This window comes from Rhodosalinus sp. FB01 (genome assembly GCF_041365715.1).
Taxonomy (GTDB): Bacteria; Pseudomonadota; Alphaproteobacteria; order Rhodobacterales; family Rhodobacteraceae; genus Rhodosalinus.
The window spans coordinates 97,002-112,640 of sequence record NZ_JBGFSH010000004.1 but is presented as its reverse complement, the minus strand read 5'-3'; the positions used below and the strand labels follow the sequence as shown (position 1 = coordinate 112,640).

Genomic DNA, 15,639 nt, shown 5'->3' with positions numbered 1-15,639 from the left:
CTCAGACCTGCAGCCGGACGAGCGCGATCGACAGTACCGCGCCCACGAGACCGAAGGCGATGCCGTATCCGGCCGCATAGTGCAGCATGTCGAGCCGGTTGCCCTTGCGCCGGTAGGCGGTGAATGCGCCGATGGCCGCGCCGATCAGCGCCGAAAACAGGATCATTCGGCCTCAGCCCCCCGTGTGATTTCGCGGGTTCAGGGCGGCGATTTCGGCCAGCTTGCCGCGCACCGCCCCCTCCGGTCCGAACCCGTATCGCGCCCAACCGAGGCTGTCCAGACGCAGGGCGCGCGCCTCCTGCGGGCGCCCGGCAAGCGCCAGCGCCTCGGCGCGCAGCAACATCAGCGTGGACAGAAGCATCGCGTTCTCGTGGCGCGAGGCGACCGGCATCGCCCGGGCGGTGAGCGCAAGCGCCCGCTCGGCGTCGCCGTCGGCGATCGCGTAGGCGGCGAGCTGGGCGCGCACGAAGGCGCGGTGCGGTTCGGAGCGGGGCAGGGCCGCGAGCGTCCGGTCCGCGGTTTCGAAATGCTCCCGCGCCGCCTCGGGCGCGTGGCTCTGGGTAAGGCGGCCGAGCGCGAAATGGCCGAAGGCGAGCCGGTGATCGCGCCAGCCCGAGGCCCGCGCGATGGCCACGGCGCGTTCGGCCGCCGCGCGTCGCGCCGCCGGCGCGGCCCCCGGGCCGAGCGCCTCCTGGATCGCGTCGCTCCAGGCGCGCGGCGTCGGCGCGAGCGGCCTTGCGGGCAGCCCCTCGCCCGCCGGGTTGAGCCGCGCGAGCACCGCGGGCAGGTGTCGGGCGACATCGTCGCGGCTCATGCCGCTGGCAAGGTCCGGCGCGTAGTAGGCGCGCAGGATCAGCATGTCGAAGCCGGTGAGCACCGCGTGCATGTTGTCGTCGTTGAAGACGCTGTCGGACAGCCGGTAGAGATCGTTCAGCGGCCCGAGCGCCTGGGCGAGTTCCTCGTGCAGGCAGTCGCGCGCCTCCTGGCCCGAGATGTCGGCGGGCAAAAAGATCCCTACCCGTTTGCGGGTGCGCAGTTCGGACCAGGCCGTGCGCGCGCTGCGGCGGTTTCTCGCATAGTCGGAGAGGCTGCTGACATTGGGGACGACGAAGCAGGCCGCCTGCGGCAGCACGCTCCGGATGCGCGCGCCGGGCACGCTTTCGATCGTTATGTTGGCCTCCGGTCCGCGCGTGAGGCGGATGTCGATGCCCGCCTCGTCGCGAAGCCGGCGCAGCAGATCGCGCAGGTCCCGTGCGAGGGCGGGATCGGCCCGCCCGGTCACGCGCAGGGTGATCGGTTCCTCGAAGCGCGTGAAGACCGGGACGGGGCGGCCGCTTTCCAGCGTGAAGGCGAGGTCGAGGAAATCGCGCGCGATATCGGCGTTGGACCGGGCGGGCGCGTCAGGGCGCGCCGCGGAGAACTGCTTGGCCGGCGGCAGCTTCGGGATTGCCACGGCGAGGCGCGCGGCGGTGTCCGCGGCCCGGGGCGCGGGCGCGCAGGCCGCGAGCAGAAGCAGAAGTGGCAGAACGTATCTTGGCACGAGCGCTCCCTTGCGTCTTCGCTCCTTGCGGCGCGGGCCGCGCCGGCGCGCCGCGGGACCCGGCAGGCGCAGCCTAGACCATGAATGCCGCGCCGTCACACGCGGGCTGCCGGGGCGGCGCCGGGTTTGCCGGGCCGACCGCCTCAGCGCTGCCGCCGCGCCATGAAGGCCAGGCGTTCGAAAAGATGCACGTCCTGCTCGTTCTTCAGCAGCGCGCCGTGCAGCCGGGGCAGCGCGTCGGGTCCGTCCCGGCGCAGGTCGGCGGGCTCCAGATCCTCGGCCAGCAGCAGCTTGAGCCAGTCCAGCACCTCCGAGGTGGAGGGCTTCTTCTTCAGGCCCGGCTGTTCGCGCAATTCGTAGAACTGCGTCAGCGCCGTCTCGAGCAGCGCGGGCTTGATGCCCGGATGGTGGACCTCGACGATGCGTTTCATCGTCTCCGGGTCCGGGAAGCGGATGTAGTGGAAGAAGCAACGGCGCAGGAAGGCGTCCGGCAGCTCCTTCTCGTTGTTGGAGGTGATGATGACGATGGGCCGATGCCGGGCGCGGACCGTCGCGCCCGTCTCGTAGACGTGGAATTCCATCCGGTCGAGCTCCTGCAGGAGGTCGTTGGGGAACTCGATGTCGGCCTTGTCGACCTCGTCGATGAGCAGCACCACCTTGCCGTCGGCCTCGAACGCCTCCCAGAGCTTGCCCTTGCGGATGTAGTTCGCCACGTCGTTCACCCGCGCGTCGCCGAGCTGGCTGTCGCGCAGGCGGCTCACCGCGTCGTATTCGTAAAGCCCCTGCTGGGCGCGGGTGGTGGATTTCACCGACCATTCGATGAGCGGCAGGCCCAGCGCGCCCGCCACCTGCCGCGCGAGTTCGGTCTTGCCCGTGCCGGGCTCGCCCTTGACGAGAAGCGGGCGCTCCAGCGCCACGGCCGCGTTCACCGCGACGGTCAGGTCTTCCGTCGCCACGTACTCGCCGGTTCCGGTGAATTTCATCATCTGCTCCAAGCCATTGCCGAACGTCCTTGCAGCGCCGCGCCCGCGCCCGAATTAACCATGGCCGACCCGTGTTTGTGTAGTGACATTGCCAGTGCCTTCGGGTAATTGCCGCGTCGAGGGGTGCCACATGTCTGACAAGTATTCCATGGCTGAAGTGGGTCATGAAAAGGGAGCGCAGAAGATGAAGGCCGAAGTGTTCCTTCCCGAGGATTACAAGCCCGCCGAGGACGAGCCGTTCATGAACGAACGCCAGCTCGAATGGTTCCGGCGCGAACTGATGCGACAGAAGAACGAGCTTCTTTCCGACAGCAAGAACACCATTGCGGGCCTTCAGGACGCGACCCGCAACATTCCCGACGTGTCCGATCGCGCGAGCGAAGAGACCGACCGCGCGCTCGAGCTTCGGATCCGCGACCGTCAGCGCAAGCTCGTCTCGAAGATCGACGCCGCGTTGCGCCGGATCGAGGAGGGCGAGTTCGGATACTGCCAGGAGACGGGAGAGCCGATCTCGCTGAAACGTCTCGTCGCGCGCCCGACGACCACGCTCAGCCTCGAGGCGCAGGAGCGTCACGAGCGCCGCGAGAAGGTACACCGCGACGACTGACGCGAGGCCGACCGGGACCGAGAGACAAGAGAACGCCGGGGGAGCCTCCGGCGTTTTCCTTTTGGGAAGCGAGAGATGCAGCTCGACGCGCTTGAAATTTCCGTGGTGGGCGGCGGCATCGCGGGGCTTGCCGCCGCGCTTGCGCTCGGCCGGCGCGGCGCCTCCGTCACCCTGTTCGAGCAGGCCGCCGAGATCGCGGAGGTGGGTGCCGGATTGCAGATCAGTCCCAACGGGCTTCGCGTGCTGCGCGCGCTCGGCCTCGAGGCGGAGCTCGCGGCGCGCGCGCCCCGCGCCCACGCGGTGAGCCTTCGGCGCGGCGAGGACGGCGGCGAGGTTCTGCGCCTCGACCTCGCGCGCATCGGGCCGGAGCAGGGGTACCATTTCGTCCACCGCGCGGATCTCGTCGATTTGCTCGCCGCCGCGGCCCGCGCCGCGGGCGTCCGGGTCCGGCTTCTGCAACGGGTCGCGACGGTGGAGGACGGCCCGCGCACGCGGATCGTCTTCGAGAACGGCGCGGAGCACAGGGCGGATCTGGTGCTCGGCGCGGACGGTCTGCACTCCCGCGCGCGCCACGCGCTGGGATCGGCGCCGCCCGCGCGCTTCACCGGCCAGGTCGCGTGGCGCGCGCTTCTGCCCAACGTCATCGGCCAGCCTGCGGAGGCCCGGGTGCTCATGGGGCCGGGACGGCACATGGTGGTCTATCCGCTGCGCGACGGGCGCACCCTCAACCTGGTGGCGGTGGAGGAGCGCAGCCGCTGGGCCGAGGAGGGCTGGACCCACGCGGACGACCCGGCGAACCTGCGCGCGGCCTTCGCGGGCTTCGGCGGGGACGTGCCGGCGATCCTCGGCGCGCTGGACAAGGTGCATGTCTGGGGTCTCTTCCGGCATCCGGTGGCCGAACGCTGGCATGGCCGGTCCGTTGCGATCCTGGGCGATGCGGCGCATCCGACGCTGCCGTTCCTCGCGCAGGGCGCCAATCTCGCGCTCGAGGATGCGTGGGTCCTGGCTGACGCGCTTGCGCGCGCCGAGGATCGCGCCTCCGGGCTCGCGGCCTACCAGCGGCGGCGGCGCGCCCGTGCCGAGCGTGTGGTTGGCGCGGCGGAGCGCAATGCCCGGCGCTACCACCTGCGGCCCGGCCCGGTGCGCGGGCTTGCCCATGCCGCGCTGGGGCTTGGCGGGCGGTTCGCGCCCGGCGCGATGCTGGCGGGGTTCGACTGGCTTTACGGGCACGACGTCACCGCCGAGGCGTGACCGGGTGCGGTTCGCGTTCCGGGCTCAAACCGACAGTTCGATCCAGACCGGCACGTGATCGGAGGGTTTCTCGCGCCCGCGCAGCGCGGCCTCGATGCCCGTGCCGGTCATCCGATCGGCGGCCTCGGGCGAGAGCAGCAGGTGATCGATGCGGATCCCGTTGTTCCGCGCCCAGGCGTTGCCCTGGTAGTCCCAGAAACTGTAATGGCCCGGGCCCTGCACCCGCGCGCGGACGGCCTCGGTGTAGCCCATGTGAAGGATGCGGCGAAACGCCGCCCGGCTTTCCGGCAGCGCCAGCGCGTCCTCGCGCCAGGCCTCGGGACTGGCCGCGTCCTCGTCCTGGGGGATGACGTTGTAATCACCGGCAAGCACCACGGGCTCTTCCAGCGCCAAGAGCTCGTGCGCGCGTGTGCGCATACGGGCCATCCAGGCCAGCTTGTAGTCGTATTTCGGCCCCGGCGCGGGGTTGCCGTTGGGCAGGTAGAGCCCGGCCACGCGCACGGGAACATCGGCCATCACCGTGGCCTCGATCCAGCGGGCCTGCGTGTCGTCCTCGTCGCCCGGCAGCCCGCGCCAGACGTCCTCGAGCGGCAGCCGCGAAAGGATCGCCACCCCGTTGAAGCCTTTCTGGCCATGGGTCTCGACGGTATAGCCGCGCTCCTCGAAAAGCTCGGCCGGGAAGCTCTCGTCGAGCGACTTGATCTCCTGCAGAAGCACCACGTCGGGGCGGTCCTCGTCCAGCCAGTCGCAAAGCGCCTGGTGCCGGGCCTTGATCCCGTTGATGTTGAAGGTGGCGATCTTCATCGGCGCGCTCCTCTTGGCCTCGCCCCAGCTAGCCGGTTCGCCGGTCCGGGCGCAAGGCGGGGAAGAGCGGCTCCGCGCGCGCCCGCCCCCGAGACATCGGGCCGGCGCCGGGTCGCACGGGGCTTCTGCGGCCCTTTCCTCGCGCGTCATGCGCTGCCATTCTGCTGGCCGCGTGCGAGCCCGGCCGCGCAGATGGAGTAAGGTTGGCCCCGGGCCGGCGTCGTGCAGGCGTCCGGGGCCGTGGTTCGGACCTATAGGCCGCGACAAGTCGCGAAAAGGGAAGGCGGATGGCCACGATCCTGACGACGGCGCGAACGCATCTCTTTCCCGGCGCGCGGGGGCGGGTCGAGGGCCCGCTCGAGGGCGTCTGCATGGTGCGATTTTCGGACGGTGTGGAAGTGCCGGGCGAGATCGCGGGCGGGGTGCTGGACCTTGCGCCTCATTTCACCGCTGCGGGCACCGCGATCCCCGCCCGCCGCTGGGCCGTCACCTTCGCGGAGGGGGCGTTCCGGGTGACGCGCCGGCTGTGACACGGCGCTACATGGAAAAGGAGGTGCCGCAGCCGCAGGAACTCGAGGCGTTGGGGTTCTCGATGGTGAACCGCGCGCCGATCAGTTCCTCGGTGAAGTCGATCACCGCGTTCTCGAGAAAGGGCAGGGACACCGAATCGACCACCACCTTCTCGCCCCCGCCCTCCAGCACGAGGTCGTCCTCGGCGGGCGAGTCGAGGCGGATGTCGTACTGGAAGCCCGAGCAGCCACCACCCTCGACGGCCACGCGCAGCGCCTGACCCTCGCGGGAGGCGCCGATCTCGGCCAGTCGCGCGAAGGCGCGTTCTGTCACTTTCGGAGGAAGTTGCATCTGGGCCTCGTTGCGACGGTTCAGTTCCTCGATCGCCTCAAATATATGAGGTCGCGGGACATGCGACAAGGAGGGGACCCATGCGCGCCCGATACGCGTCCGACCCGGCGAGGAGCCGTGGACGGCTCGTGCCAGAGCCGGAAAGCGCGTTCCGCTCCTGCTTTCAGCGCGACCGGGACCGGATCATCCATGCCTCGGCCTTCCGCAGGCTCAAGCACAAGACACAGGTCTTCATCGAGCATGAGGGGGACTATTTCCGAACCCGTCTGACGCATTCGCTCGAGGTGGCGCAGGTGGCGCGCACCATCGCCGGTACGCTCGACCTCGACCCGGCGCTGACCGAGGCGGTGGCGCTTGCCCACGATCTTGGTCACACGCCCTTCGGCCACACCGGCGAGGACGCGCTCGACGCGCTGATGCAGCCCTATGGCGGGTTCGACCACAACGCGCAGGCGATCCGCATCGTCACGCGGCTGGAGCGCCATTACGCCGCCTTCGACGGGCTCAACCTGACTTGGGAGACGCTGGAGGGCCTTGCCAAGCACAACGGGCCCGTGACGGGCGCGATCCCCTACGCGCTTGCCGAATACGACGCCGTCCACGATCTGGAACTCGACACCCATGCCAGCGCGGAGGCGCAGGTGGCGGCGCTGGCGGACGACGTGGCCTACAACAGCCACGACCTGCACGACGGGCTGCGCGCCGATCTCTTCACGCTGGAGGAGATCGCGGCGCTGCCGGTGCTGGCCGACTGCTTCGCGGAGGTGGACCGGGCGTGGCCGGGGCTCGAGCCCTACCGGCGGCGCCACGAGGCGCTGCGGCGCTTCTTCGGCGTCATGGTCGAGGACGTGATCGCCACCACCCGCGCCGCGCTGGACGCGCTCGAGCCCGCGGACGTGGACGCGGTGCGGCAGGCCGGGCACATGGTGGTGCGCTTTTCCGACGGGCTTTGCGCGGATCTCGGGCAGATCCGGGCCTTTCTCTTCGAACGGATGTACCGCGCGCCGGAAGTCGTCGAGACGCGCGCGCAGGCCACGCGGGTGGTGCAGGATCTCTTCCCCCTCTACCTGGCCCGGCCCGCGCTCCTGCCCCGGCGCTGGCAGGCGGACGTGGCGGCCGCCGCCGACGAGACGACGCTCGCGCGCATCGTGGCCGACTACATCGCCGGCATGACGGACCGCTTCGCGCTGCAAAGCCATGCCCGGCTGCTGGGTGGGCAGGACATGGCGGACCTGCGCCCGGGCCTGCGCTAGCCCGCACGTCATGGGGATCCCGGCCGGCGGTGCCGTCGCGGGGCGCGGGCGTCGGGCGCCCGCCGCGCGCCCGGCGTGACGGTCGCGCGGCGTTGACGCGCCCACCCTGCATGCTACACCGCCCGCCGAGCGAGAGGGACGCCGATGAACCTGTTTTCCGAACTCCGTGACACCGTGACCGGGGCGCTGGGCGCCATGGTGGCCGACGGGGCGTTGCCCGACGGTCTCGACCTTGCGGCCGTGACGGTGGAGCCGCCGCGCGATCCCGCCCATGGCGACATGGCCACCAACGCGGCGATGGTCCTCGCCAAGCCCGCCGGCGCGAAGCCGCGCGATATCGCCGCCGCGCTCGCCGAGCGGCTGGCCGCCGATCCGCGCATCGCCATGGCAGAGGTGGCCGGGCCGGGCTTCATCAACCTGCGCCTGTCGCCCTCCGTCTGGCAGGAGGTCGTGCGCCGCGCGCTCGCGGCCGGCAACGGGTTCGGCCGCTCGGAACTGGGCGCGGGCGAGCGGGTGAACGTGGAATACGTCTCGGCCAACCCCACCGGGCCGCTGCATGTGGGCCACACCCGCGGCGCTGTATTCGGCGCCGCGCTCGCCTCGCTTCTCGATTACGCGGGCTACGAGGTGACGCGCGAGTACTACATCAACGACGGGGGCGCGCAGGGCGATACGCTCGCCCGCTCGGTCTACCTGCGCTATCTCGAGGCCCATGGCCACGAGGTCGCCTTCGAGGACGGGACCTATCCCGGCGATTACCTCGTCCCGGTCGGCGAGGCGCTGAAGGCCGAGGCGGGCGACGCCTATGTCGGCAAGCCCGAGGAGACGTGGCTTGCCCCCGTGCGCGCCTTCGCGACCGAGCGCATGATGGAGTTGATCCGCGCCGACCTCGATGCGCTCGGCGTTCGGATGGACGTCTTCTTCTCGGAAAAGTCGCTCTACGGCACCGGGCGGATCGAGGCGGCCCTCGACGCGCTGCGGAGCAAGGGGCTGATCTACGAGGGCGTGCTGGAGCCGCCCAAGGGCAAGACGCCCGAGGACTGGGAGCCGCGCGAGCAGACGCTCTTCCGCTCCACCGCGCACGGGGACGACGTGGACCGCCCGGTCATGAAATCCGACGGCAGCTGGACCTATTTCGCCCCCGACATCGCCTATCATTACGACAAGATCGAGCGCGGCTTCGACCGGCTGATCGACGTGTTCGGCGCCGATCACGGCGGCTACGTCAAGCGGATGAAGGCCGCCGTCTCGGCGCTGTCGGACGGCCGCGTCCCGCTCGACGTGAAGCTCATGCAGCTCGTGAAGCTCTACAAGCGCGGCGAGCCCTTCAAGATGTCCAAGCGCGCGGGCACCTTCGTGACGCTGCGTGACGTGGTCGAGGAGGTGGGCGCCGACGTCACGCGCTTCGTGATGCTGACGCGCAAGAACGACGCGCCGCTCGATTTCGATTTCGACAAGGTGCTGGAGCAGTCGAAGGAAAACCCCGTCTTCTACGTGCAATACGCCCATGCGCGGGTGTGCTCGGTCCTGCGCAAGGCGGCGGAGGCCGGGATCGAGGCGGATGACGCCACGCTCGCGCGGGCCGATCTGTCGCGCCTCGATCACGAGGCGGAGCTTGCGCTGGCGCGCAAGATCGCCGAGTGGCCGCGTCTCGTGGAGATCGCCGCCCGGGTCTACGAGCCGCACCGCGTGGCCTTCTACCTCTACGATCTGGCGAGCGAGCTGCACAGCCTGTGGAACCGCGGCAACGACGAGCCCGCGCTGCGTTTCCTGCAGGAGGGCGATTCTGCCACGAGTCAAGCGAAACTGGCGCTCGTGCGCGCCACAGCCGTTGTCATCGCGGCGGGTCTGGGTATCCTTGGGGTGCGCCCGGTCGAGGAGATGCGGTAGAAAGCCGCGCGGCCGCCCGGGCAGAGGCGGAACGAACAGAACCCGGCGGCACGCATCGTCGGGCAAGCGAGGCAGACATGAGCTATCAGCAGATGCACGCGGGCGCCTCGTCGCCCGCCCTTGGTGAGTCCACCTCCGAAAACGATGCCCTCGCGCCGGAGGCGGCGCCCAGGATCGGCGGGGCCGCGCAGGTCGTGGCGGCGCTGGTGTCGCTGACCCTTCTGGGCGGTGCGGGCGTCTGGGGCACGAAACTCGTGATGCGTGACGTGAGCGGCGTGCCCGTGGTGCGCGCCGCCGAGGGGCCGATGCGCGTCTCGCCCGCCGAGCCCGGCGGCCAGGCCGCGGCCCATCAGGGGTTGTCCGTCAACGCCGTCGCCGCGAGCGGCACGGCCGAACCGCCGCCCGAGGAACTGCGCCTCGCGCCGACGCCCGTCGCGTTGGCCGAGGACGACCTCGCCCTCGGCGCCCTCGCCGCCGCGTCGGCGCCGGAGCCCGCCGACGACTTGCGACCGGGATTCGCGGCAGGCATGGGCGCGCCAAGCGCGGCGCTGCGCGATCTTGCGACCCGGTTGGACGCCGAGGACAGGCCGGATCTTCCGGTGGGCACCAAGCGGGAGCTTGCGCGCGTCACAGCGGTTCCGGCCGCGCTACGCGTGGACACGCCGGCGCCCTCGCGCGACGAGGCGGTGAGCGCCGCGGTGGATGCGGTGGTGGCCGCCGTCGTGGCCGATGCGCCCGGCACGGCCCCGGCCGCCGAGGCGCAGGACGAGACCGGTGCGCAGGTCGAGGCGCTTCCGGGCGTTCCGGCGCGGTCGGTGCGCCCGCGCCTGCGGCCTGAAAACCTCGATCTCGCGGCACTATCCGGCGCCGGCCGGGTCGCCCCCGCGCGCGCCGAGGTGCCGGAGGCCGATCCCGCGGAGCTGCCCGTGGGCACGCGCCTCGTGCAGCTCGGCGCGTTCGAGAGCGCCGAGGTGGCCCGCGCCGAATGGGGCCGGATCGCCGGGCGGTTCGAGCCCTATCTCGCCGGCAAGACCCGGGTCGTGCAACGCGCCGAAAGCGGTGGGCGGATCTTCTATCGCCTCCGCGCGATGGGCTTCGAGGATCTTGCCGACGCGCGGCGGTTCTGCGCGGCGCTGATGGCCGCGAACGCCGACTGCATCCCCGTGGTCACCCGGTGACCCCACCGGTCGGCCGCGGCGCGGCGATCTTCGGCTGCGCGGGGCCGCACCTTGCGCCGGCCGAGGCGCGCTTCTTCAGAGAGGCCGACCCGTTCGGATTCATCCTGTTCGCGCGCAACTGCGAAAGCCCGGAGCAGATCCGCGGCCTTACCGCGGCCTTGCGCGATGCCGTGGGCCGCGCGGCGCCGATTCTCATCGACGAAGAGGGCGGGCGCGTGTCGCGGCTGCCCCAAGGTGTGGGCCGCCGCCTGCCGCCGCCGCTCGACGCGGTGCGTGCCGCGCGCGGCAGGGCGGCCGACATGATGCGGCTGCGGTACCGTCTGATCGCGGCCGAGTTGCAGTCGCTCGGCATCGACGTGAACTGCGCGCCGCTTGCCGACATCGCCACGCCCCGGACCCATCCGTTCCTGCGGGATCGCTGTTACGGCACGACGGCGCAGGAGGTCGCCGCGAATGCCCGCGCCGTGGCCGAGGGGCTCTTCGCGGGCGGGGTGCTGCCGGTTTTGAAGCACATCCCCGGTCATGGCCGCGCAGAGGCCGACAGCCACCTCGCGCTGCCCCGGGTGCAAGAACCTGCCTGCACGCTGCGCGAAACGGATTTCGCGCCCTTCGCCGCGCTTGCCGATCTGCCGCTCGGCATGACGGCGCATGTGGTCTTCGCCGACCTCGACGAGCGTCCCGCCACGACCTCGCCCGCGGTGATCCGCCTCATCCGCGAGGAGATCGGGTTCGGCGGGCTTCTGATGACGGACGACATCTCGATGCAGGCGCTCGAAGGGTCGGTCGCCCGCCGCGCGGCGGACGCGATCGCGGCCGGGTGCGACGTGGTCCTGCATTGCAACGGCGCGCTGCGCGAGATGGAGGCGGTGGCCGAGGCCGCGGGCACGATGGGCGAGGCCGCCCGCGCGCGCGGCGCCAGGGCGCTCGCGCTGCGCCGGGCCGCCGACGCGCCGGTTGACATTCGGGCGCTCGAGGCGAAGCTCGGTGCCGTGCCCGGAGGGTTCGGCGATGGATGAAGGCAGCGGTCACGAGGAGGGGGGCGTCGAGGCGCGGCTTGCCGCCGAGGCGCTGATCGTGGATGTCGAGGGCTACGAGGGGCCGCTCGACGTGCTGCTGTCGCTGGCGCGCGGTCAGAAGGTGGACCTGCGCCGGATTTCCGTGCTGGAGCTTGCGCAGCAGTACCTTGCCTTCGTCGAGGAGGCGCGCGCGCTGCGCATCGAACTCGCCGCCGACTACCTCGTGATGGCGGCCTGGCTCGCCTTTCTCAAATCGCGCCTCCTGCTTCCGCCCGACCCGGCGGAAGAAGGCCCCTCGGGCGAGGAGATGGCGGCGCATCTGGCGTTCCAGCTCGAACGGCTGCAGGCCATGCGCGAGGTCGCGGCGCGGCTCATGGGCCGCGACAGGCTGGGCCGCGACGTGTTCGCGCGCGGCCTGCCCGAAGAGGTGGAGCGGGTCCGGCGCGTGCGCTACACCGCGACGCTGCTCGATCTCATGCAGGCCTATGCCCGCATCCGCACCCGCGAGGAGTTCCGCCCCTACGCCTTCGACCGCGAGGCGGTCTACACCATGGAAGAGGCGCTCGACCGGCTGCGCGGGATGATCGGGTTCGCCGGGACCTGGACCGACATTTCCGCCTACCTGCCGGAGGGCTGGCGCGAGGATCCGGGGCGGCGCCGCTCCGCCACGGCGGCGACCTTCGCCGCGACGCTGGAACTGGCCCGGGAGGGGCGCATCGAGCTGCGTCAATCGGAAGCCTTCGCGCCCATTCAGCTTCGCCGGAGGGCCGCGCGCGATGAGTGACGACACGCGCGCGGCAGACGGCGACGGCGAGGAGGAGCCCGTCCTCTTCGATGCGCCGCCCATGGGCGAGCAGGAGCGCATGGTCGAGGCGATGCTCTTCGCCTCGGCCGAGCCCGTCTCGGCGCGCGATCTGGCCGAGCGCATGCCCAAGGGCTCCGACCCGGCCGAGGCGCTGCAGCACCTGCGCCGGCGCTACGAGGGGCGAGGCGTTCGCCTCGTGCGGGTGGGCGACGCGTGGGCCTTTCGCACCGCGCCCGATCTGGGCTTCCTGATGCAGACCGAGACGGTCGAGACCCGCAAGCTTTCGCGCGCGGCGATCGAGACGCTCGCGATCATCGCCTATCACCAGCCCGTCACCCGGGCCGAGATCGAGGAAATCCGCGGCGTCTCGGTCTCGCGCGGGACGGTGGACCAGCTGCTCGAGCTCGAGTGGATCCGTTTCGGCCGGCGACGGATGAGTCCCGGGCGCCCGGTGACCTTCGTCGTGACCGAGACGTTTCTCGACCATTTCGGCCTCGAATCCGCGCGCGATCTGCCGGGGCTTGCGGAACTGCGCGCCGCGGGCCTTCTGGACAGCCGCCCGCTGCCGGGCGCGGGCGAGGCGGAGGCCGAGGAGGAGGACGATGCGGGCGATCCCGGCCAGGGCGAGATGTTCGAGGAATAGCCAGACCGGCGCGTTTCGGCCGGGAAGCCCTGAAAACGGCAAGATTGCGGGCTAGATCGGAGGCAAAGACAAATCTCAGGAAACTCGGGAGGCAGCGATGAACCCTGACCGGCTCTTCAGCATGCTGGTGCGCATGGTCATGCGCAAGGCCGTCAACAAGGGGCTCGACGCCGGAATCGACAAGATGTCGAAAGGCTCCGGAACCGGGTCCGGGGACGGCGGCGCGCAGCGTCCGGCGCCACGGTCGGACCGGAAGCGCGCAGGTCATCTCAAGCGCTCCATGCGCCTCGCGCGGCGTATCGGCCGTTTCTGAGGAGGCTGCCGCGGGCGCCCGTCAGGCGGCCCGGAAGTGCTTGGACAGCTTGAGGCCCTGGCCCTGGTAGTTCGACGCGATGCCCGCGCCGTAAAGCCGGTCCGGCGGCGTGGCCATGCGCTCGTAGACGAGCCGCCCGACCACCTGGCCATGCTCCAGCGCGAAGGGCGCCTCGTGGCAGCGCACCTCCAGCACTCCGCGCGCGCCCGTGCCGCCCGCCGCGTCGTGCCCGAAGCCCGGGTCGAAGAAACCCGCGTAATGCACCCTGAACTCACCCACCATGGCGAGATAGGGCGCCATCTCCGCGGCGTAGCCGGGCGGGATATGCACCGTCTCGCGGCTCACCAGGATATAGAAGGCGCCGGGATCGAGGACGATCTGCCCGTCCTCGGCGTGCACCTCCTCCCAGTAGTCGGCGGGGGCGTAGTGGCCGATCCGGTCGAGGTCGATGAGCCCGGTGTGGGGCTTGGCGCGCCAGCCCGCGAGCGTGCCCTGCGCGGGCCGCAGATCCACCGAGAAGCCGAGCCCCTCGGAGATGACCGCCTCGCCCGACACCAGCGGGTTTTCGGCGTGAAGCGCGCGCAGCGCCGTGTCGTCGAGCACGGCATGGCCTTCGCGGAACCGGATCTGGTTCAGCGTCATGCCGGGCCGCACCAGCACCGAGAAGGAGCGCGGGCAGATCTCGGCGTAAAGCGGGCCGGCGTAGCCGTCGGGAATGCGGTCGAACTCGGTGCCGCCGTCGGTGATCGCGCGGGTGAGAAGGTCGAGCCGCCCGGTAGAGCTTTTCGCGTTCGCGACGGCGCTGACGCCCGGGGGCAGGGCGAGCCGTTCCTCGATCTCGGCGACATAGACGCAGCCCTTCTCGAGCACGGCGCCCGCCGACAGGTCGATCTCGTGCATGGTGAAGCGATCGAGCCGCGCGGCCACCGGTCGCCCGGCACCGGCGAGGAAAGAGGCGCGCACACGCCATGCTCGCCGCCCCAGCCTCAGATCGAGGCTCGCCGGCTGGACCTGCGTGTCGGTGATGGGCCGGTCCGTGGCGATCGCACCCTCGGCGATCATCGCGCGAATGGCCTGGCAGGGCATCACGCCGGTCATGCGGACCCTTCCTGGATCGAACCGGGTTTCCGGTTGCAAAGGGGGAAATTGGTCGGGCTAGCAGGACTTGAACCTGCGACCTTCCGTCCCCCAGACGGACGCGCTACCAGACTGCGCCATAGCCCGAACAGGGCGGTTTCATACCTGTTTCCTGCGCGAGAGCAAGGGTGAATTGCCACGGAGTCGCGATCCCGGGATCAGGGCCGGGCCGCATCGGCGCGGCGCGCGGCGAGAGTTCGCAACTCGGACGCGATCGCGGCCGCGGCCTCGGTTTGCGTGCCGGGGAGCCAATGAATCTTGGCGAGGCGGGACAGGAGGCCCGCTGCGGCGGGAAGCGCGTCGTCCGCCGGGTCGGGTGGCGTGGTTACGGCCCGTATCGCCGGTGACGCGTCGCCTGTTCCGGGCCCGTCCGCGAAAGGCGCGTCGCGCGCCGCCGGTGCATCGGTCCCGGTGGCCGTGGCGCGCGGGCGCAGGAAGGACGGAACGCCGCTGTCGCGCGGCGGCGGCGCAAGGGGCGGGTGCGTTGCGTCGCCGGGCGGCGGCGTGGCGCCCTGCGGCGCGGCCGCGGCGGAGGCCGCCTCTTCCTCCGCCACGGCCGCGGGCGCCGTCTCTTCCGCCTTGCGCGCCCGGGCGGGCACGTCGTCTGCCGCGTCGGTCGTCGGGGACGCCCTCGCGGTTTCCTCCTCCGGCGGGAAGAGCGGCAATTCCTCGGCGTCCTCCACCGGGCCGCGCGTGCGGCCCGCCCGCCGGGGCTGGAACGGCAGGACATGCACCTCTTCCGGCTCCCGCTCGGGCGCCTCACCGGCCAGCGGCGGGGAGAAGCTCGTCACGTGCTTTACGCCCTGCTCGCGCAAGAGCTTCTGAACGCCCTTGATGGTCATGCCCTCGTCGTGCAGCAGGGTCTTGATGCCGCCGATCAGCGCCATGTCGGACGGACGGTAATAGCGCCGCCCGCCGGCACGTTTCACCGGCTTCACCTGCGAGAACTTGCTTTCCCAGAACCGCAGCACGTGGGCCGGCGTTTCCAGCCACTCGGCCACCTCGCTGATCGTGCGGAACGCGTCGGGCGATTTGGTGGCCATCGGGGGCGTCCTCAGCGGCGGTTTCCGGCCGCCACGCGATCCTTCATCAGGTGCGAGGGCCGGAAGGTCAGGACCCGCCGCGGCAGGATCGGCACCTCCTCGCCGGTCTTGGGGTTCCGGCCGACCCGGGCGGCCTTGTCGCGCACCGAGAAGGTTCCGAAGGAAGAGATCTTCACCTGCTCACCCCGCACGAGCGCGTCGGACATGTGATCGAGCACGCTTTCGACGAGCTGGGCCGATTCGTTGCGCGACAACCCCACCTCGCGGAAGACGGCTTCGCTCAGATCCATTCGGGTGAGTGTGCGCTGGCTCATG

The 15,639-nt window shown here is 71.1% G+C and carries 18 protein-coding genes and 1 tRNA gene; 10 read left to right on the top strand and 9 right to left on the bottom strand.

The features are described from left to right. Nucleotide 1: 1 nt before the first annotated feature. The 3 genes from AB6A65_RS07510 to AB6A65_RS07500 form a co-directional block, all read right to left on the bottom strand. Nucleotides 2–166, bottom strand: a complete 165-nt coding sequence (locus tag AB6A65_RS07510) for an apolipoprotein acyltransferase (protein ID WP_371037753.1) — start codon at nt 164–166, stop codon at nt 2–4. Between the two features lie 6 nt (nt 167–172). Continuing rightward, complete coding sequence (locus AB6A65_RS07505) at nt 173–1,540, bottom strand: DUF2927 domain-containing protein (protein WP_371037752.1); 1,368 nt, start codon at nt 1,538–1,540, stop codon at nt 173–175. A 143-nt stretch (nt 1,541–1,683) separates the two neighbouring features. Beyond that, nucleotides 1,684–2,523, bottom strand: coding sequence for an AAA family ATPase (locus AB6A65_RS07500; protein WP_371037751.1), 840 nt, complete (start codon nt 2,521–2,523; stop codon nt 1,684–1,686). A 184-nt stretch (nt 2,524–2,707) separates the two neighbouring features. Here AB6A65_RS07500 and dksA point away from each other — a divergent pair, with 184 nt between their 5' ends. Together dksA and AB6A65_RS07490 are read left to right on the top strand one after the other, a co-directional pair. Then, the gene (gene dksA / locus AB6A65_RS07495) at nt 2,708–3,130 is read left to right on the top strand and encodes an RNA polymerase-binding protein DksA (protein ID WP_371037750.1); all 423 of its coding nucleotides are present in this window, start codon (nt 2,708–2,710) and stop codon (nt 3,128–3,130) included. A gap of 75 nt (nt 3,131–3,205) precedes the next feature. Next, nucleotides 3,206–4,381, top strand: a complete 1,176-nt coding sequence (locus AB6A65_RS07490) for an FAD-dependent monooxygenase (protein ID WP_371037749.1) — start codon at nt 3,206–3,208, stop codon at nt 4,379–4,381. 24 nt (nt 4,382–4,405) lie between these two features. Here AB6A65_RS07490 and xth read toward each other — a convergent pair whose 3' ends face one another. Next, the gene (gene xth, locus AB6A65_RS07485) at nt 4,406–5,185 is read right to left on the bottom strand and encodes an exodeoxyribonuclease III (protein WP_371037748.1); all 780 of its coding nucleotides are present in this window, start codon (nt 5,183–5,185) and stop codon (nt 4,406–4,408) included. 287 nt (nt 5,186–5,472) lie between these two features. Here xth and AB6A65_RS07480 point away from each other — a divergent pair, with 287 nt between their 5' ends. Further along, nucleotides 5,473–5,715 carry a hypothetical protein gene (locus AB6A65_RS07480; protein ID WP_371037747.1) on the top strand — a complete coding sequence of 81 codons (243 nt, stop codon included), beginning with the start codon at nt 5,473–5,475 and terminating at the stop codon, nt 5,713–5,715. Between the two features lie 7 nt (nt 5,716–5,722). Here the strand turns inward: AB6A65_RS07480 and AB6A65_RS07475 are convergent, their stop codons facing one another. Next, complete coding sequence (locus AB6A65_RS07475) at nt 5,723–6,046, bottom strand: HesB/IscA family protein (protein ID WP_371037746.1); 324 nt, start codon at nt 6,044–6,046, stop codon at nt 5,723–5,725. An 80-nt stretch (nt 6,047–6,126) separates the two neighbouring features. Here AB6A65_RS07475 and AB6A65_RS07470 point away from each other — a divergent pair, with 80 nt between their 5' ends. The 7 genes from AB6A65_RS07470 to AB6A65_RS07440 all read left to right on the top strand — a co-directional run bounded on the left by AB6A65_RS07470 (nt 6,127) and on the right by AB6A65_RS07440 (nt 13,144). Next, nucleotides 6,127–7,299: a deoxyguanosinetriphosphate triphosphohydrolase gene (locus AB6A65_RS07470; protein ID WP_371037745.1), complete on the top strand. Its 1,173-nt coding sequence runs from the start codon at nt 6,127–6,129 to the stop codon at nt 7,297–7,299. A 144-nt stretch (nt 7,300–7,443) separates the two neighbouring features. Next, nucleotides 7,444–9,189 (top strand): arginine--tRNA ligase, encoded by a 1,746-nt coding sequence (gene argS / locus AB6A65_RS07465; RefSeq protein WP_371037744.1) that lies wholly within the window; start codon nt 7,444–7,446, stop codon nt 9,187–9,189. Between the two features lie 77 nt (nt 9,190–9,266). Further along, nucleotides 9,267–10,367 (top strand): SPOR domain-containing protein, encoded by a 1,101-nt coding sequence (locus AB6A65_RS07460; protein ID WP_371037743.1) that lies wholly within the window; start codon nt 9,267–9,269, stop codon nt 10,365–10,367. Further along, a complete protein-coding gene (locus AB6A65_RS07455; protein ID WP_371037742.1) occupies nt 10,364–11,383 on the top strand; it encodes a glycoside hydrolase family 3 N-terminal domain-containing protein in 1,020 nt (339 codons plus the stop codon). The genes AB6A65_RS07460 and AB6A65_RS07455 overlap by 4 nt, the downstream gene beginning before the upstream one ends. Continuing rightward, entirely contained in the window at nt 11,376–12,167 is a 792-nt protein-coding gene (locus tag AB6A65_RS07450) for a ScpA family protein (protein WP_371037741.1), read from the top strand. Before AB6A65_RS07455 ends, AB6A65_RS07450 begins: the two co-directional genes overlap by 8 nt. Then, on the top strand, nt 12,160–12,831 hold the full coding sequence (gene scpB, locus AB6A65_RS07445; protein WP_371037740.1) for an SMC-Scp complex subunit ScpB: 672 nt from the start codon (nt 12,160–12,162) through the stop codon (nt 12,829–12,831). Before AB6A65_RS07450 ends, scpB begins: the two co-directional genes overlap by 8 nt. A 97-nt stretch (nt 12,832–12,928) precedes the next feature. Next, nucleotides 12,929–13,144: a hypothetical protein gene (locus AB6A65_RS07440; RefSeq protein ID WP_371037739.1), complete on the top strand. Its 216-nt coding sequence runs from the start codon at nt 12,929–12,931 to the stop codon at nt 13,142–13,144. Between the two features lie 21 nt (nt 13,145–13,165). On the opposite strand, the gene AB6A65_RS07435 is transcribed toward AB6A65_RS07440, so the two are convergent. The 4 genes from AB6A65_RS07435 to ihfA all read right to left on the bottom strand — a co-directional run bounded on the left by AB6A65_RS07435 (nt 13,166) and on the right by ihfA (nt 15,638). Further along, nucleotides 13,166–14,242 (bottom strand): 2'-deoxycytidine 5'-triphosphate deaminase, encoded by a 1,077-nt coding sequence (locus tag AB6A65_RS07435; protein WP_371037738.1) that lies wholly within the window; start codon nt 14,240–14,242, stop codon nt 13,166–13,168. 49 nt (nt 14,243–14,291) lie between these two features. Beyond that, nucleotides 14,292–14,368 (bottom strand) — tRNA-Pro (locus tag AB6A65_RS07430). 71 nt (nt 14,369–14,439) lie between these two features. Beyond that, entirely contained in the window at nt 14,440–15,324 is an 885-nt protein-coding gene (locus AB6A65_RS07425; RefSeq protein WP_371037737.1) for a MerR family transcriptional regulator, read from the bottom strand. Nucleotides 15,325–15,335: 11 nt separating this feature from the next. Then, on the bottom strand, nt 15,336–15,638 hold the full coding sequence (gene ihfA, locus AB6A65_RS07420; RefSeq protein WP_371037736.1) for an integration host factor subunit alpha: 303 nt from the start codon (nt 15,636–15,638) through the stop codon (nt 15,336–15,338). Between the last annotated feature and the right edge of the window lies 1 nt (nt 15,639).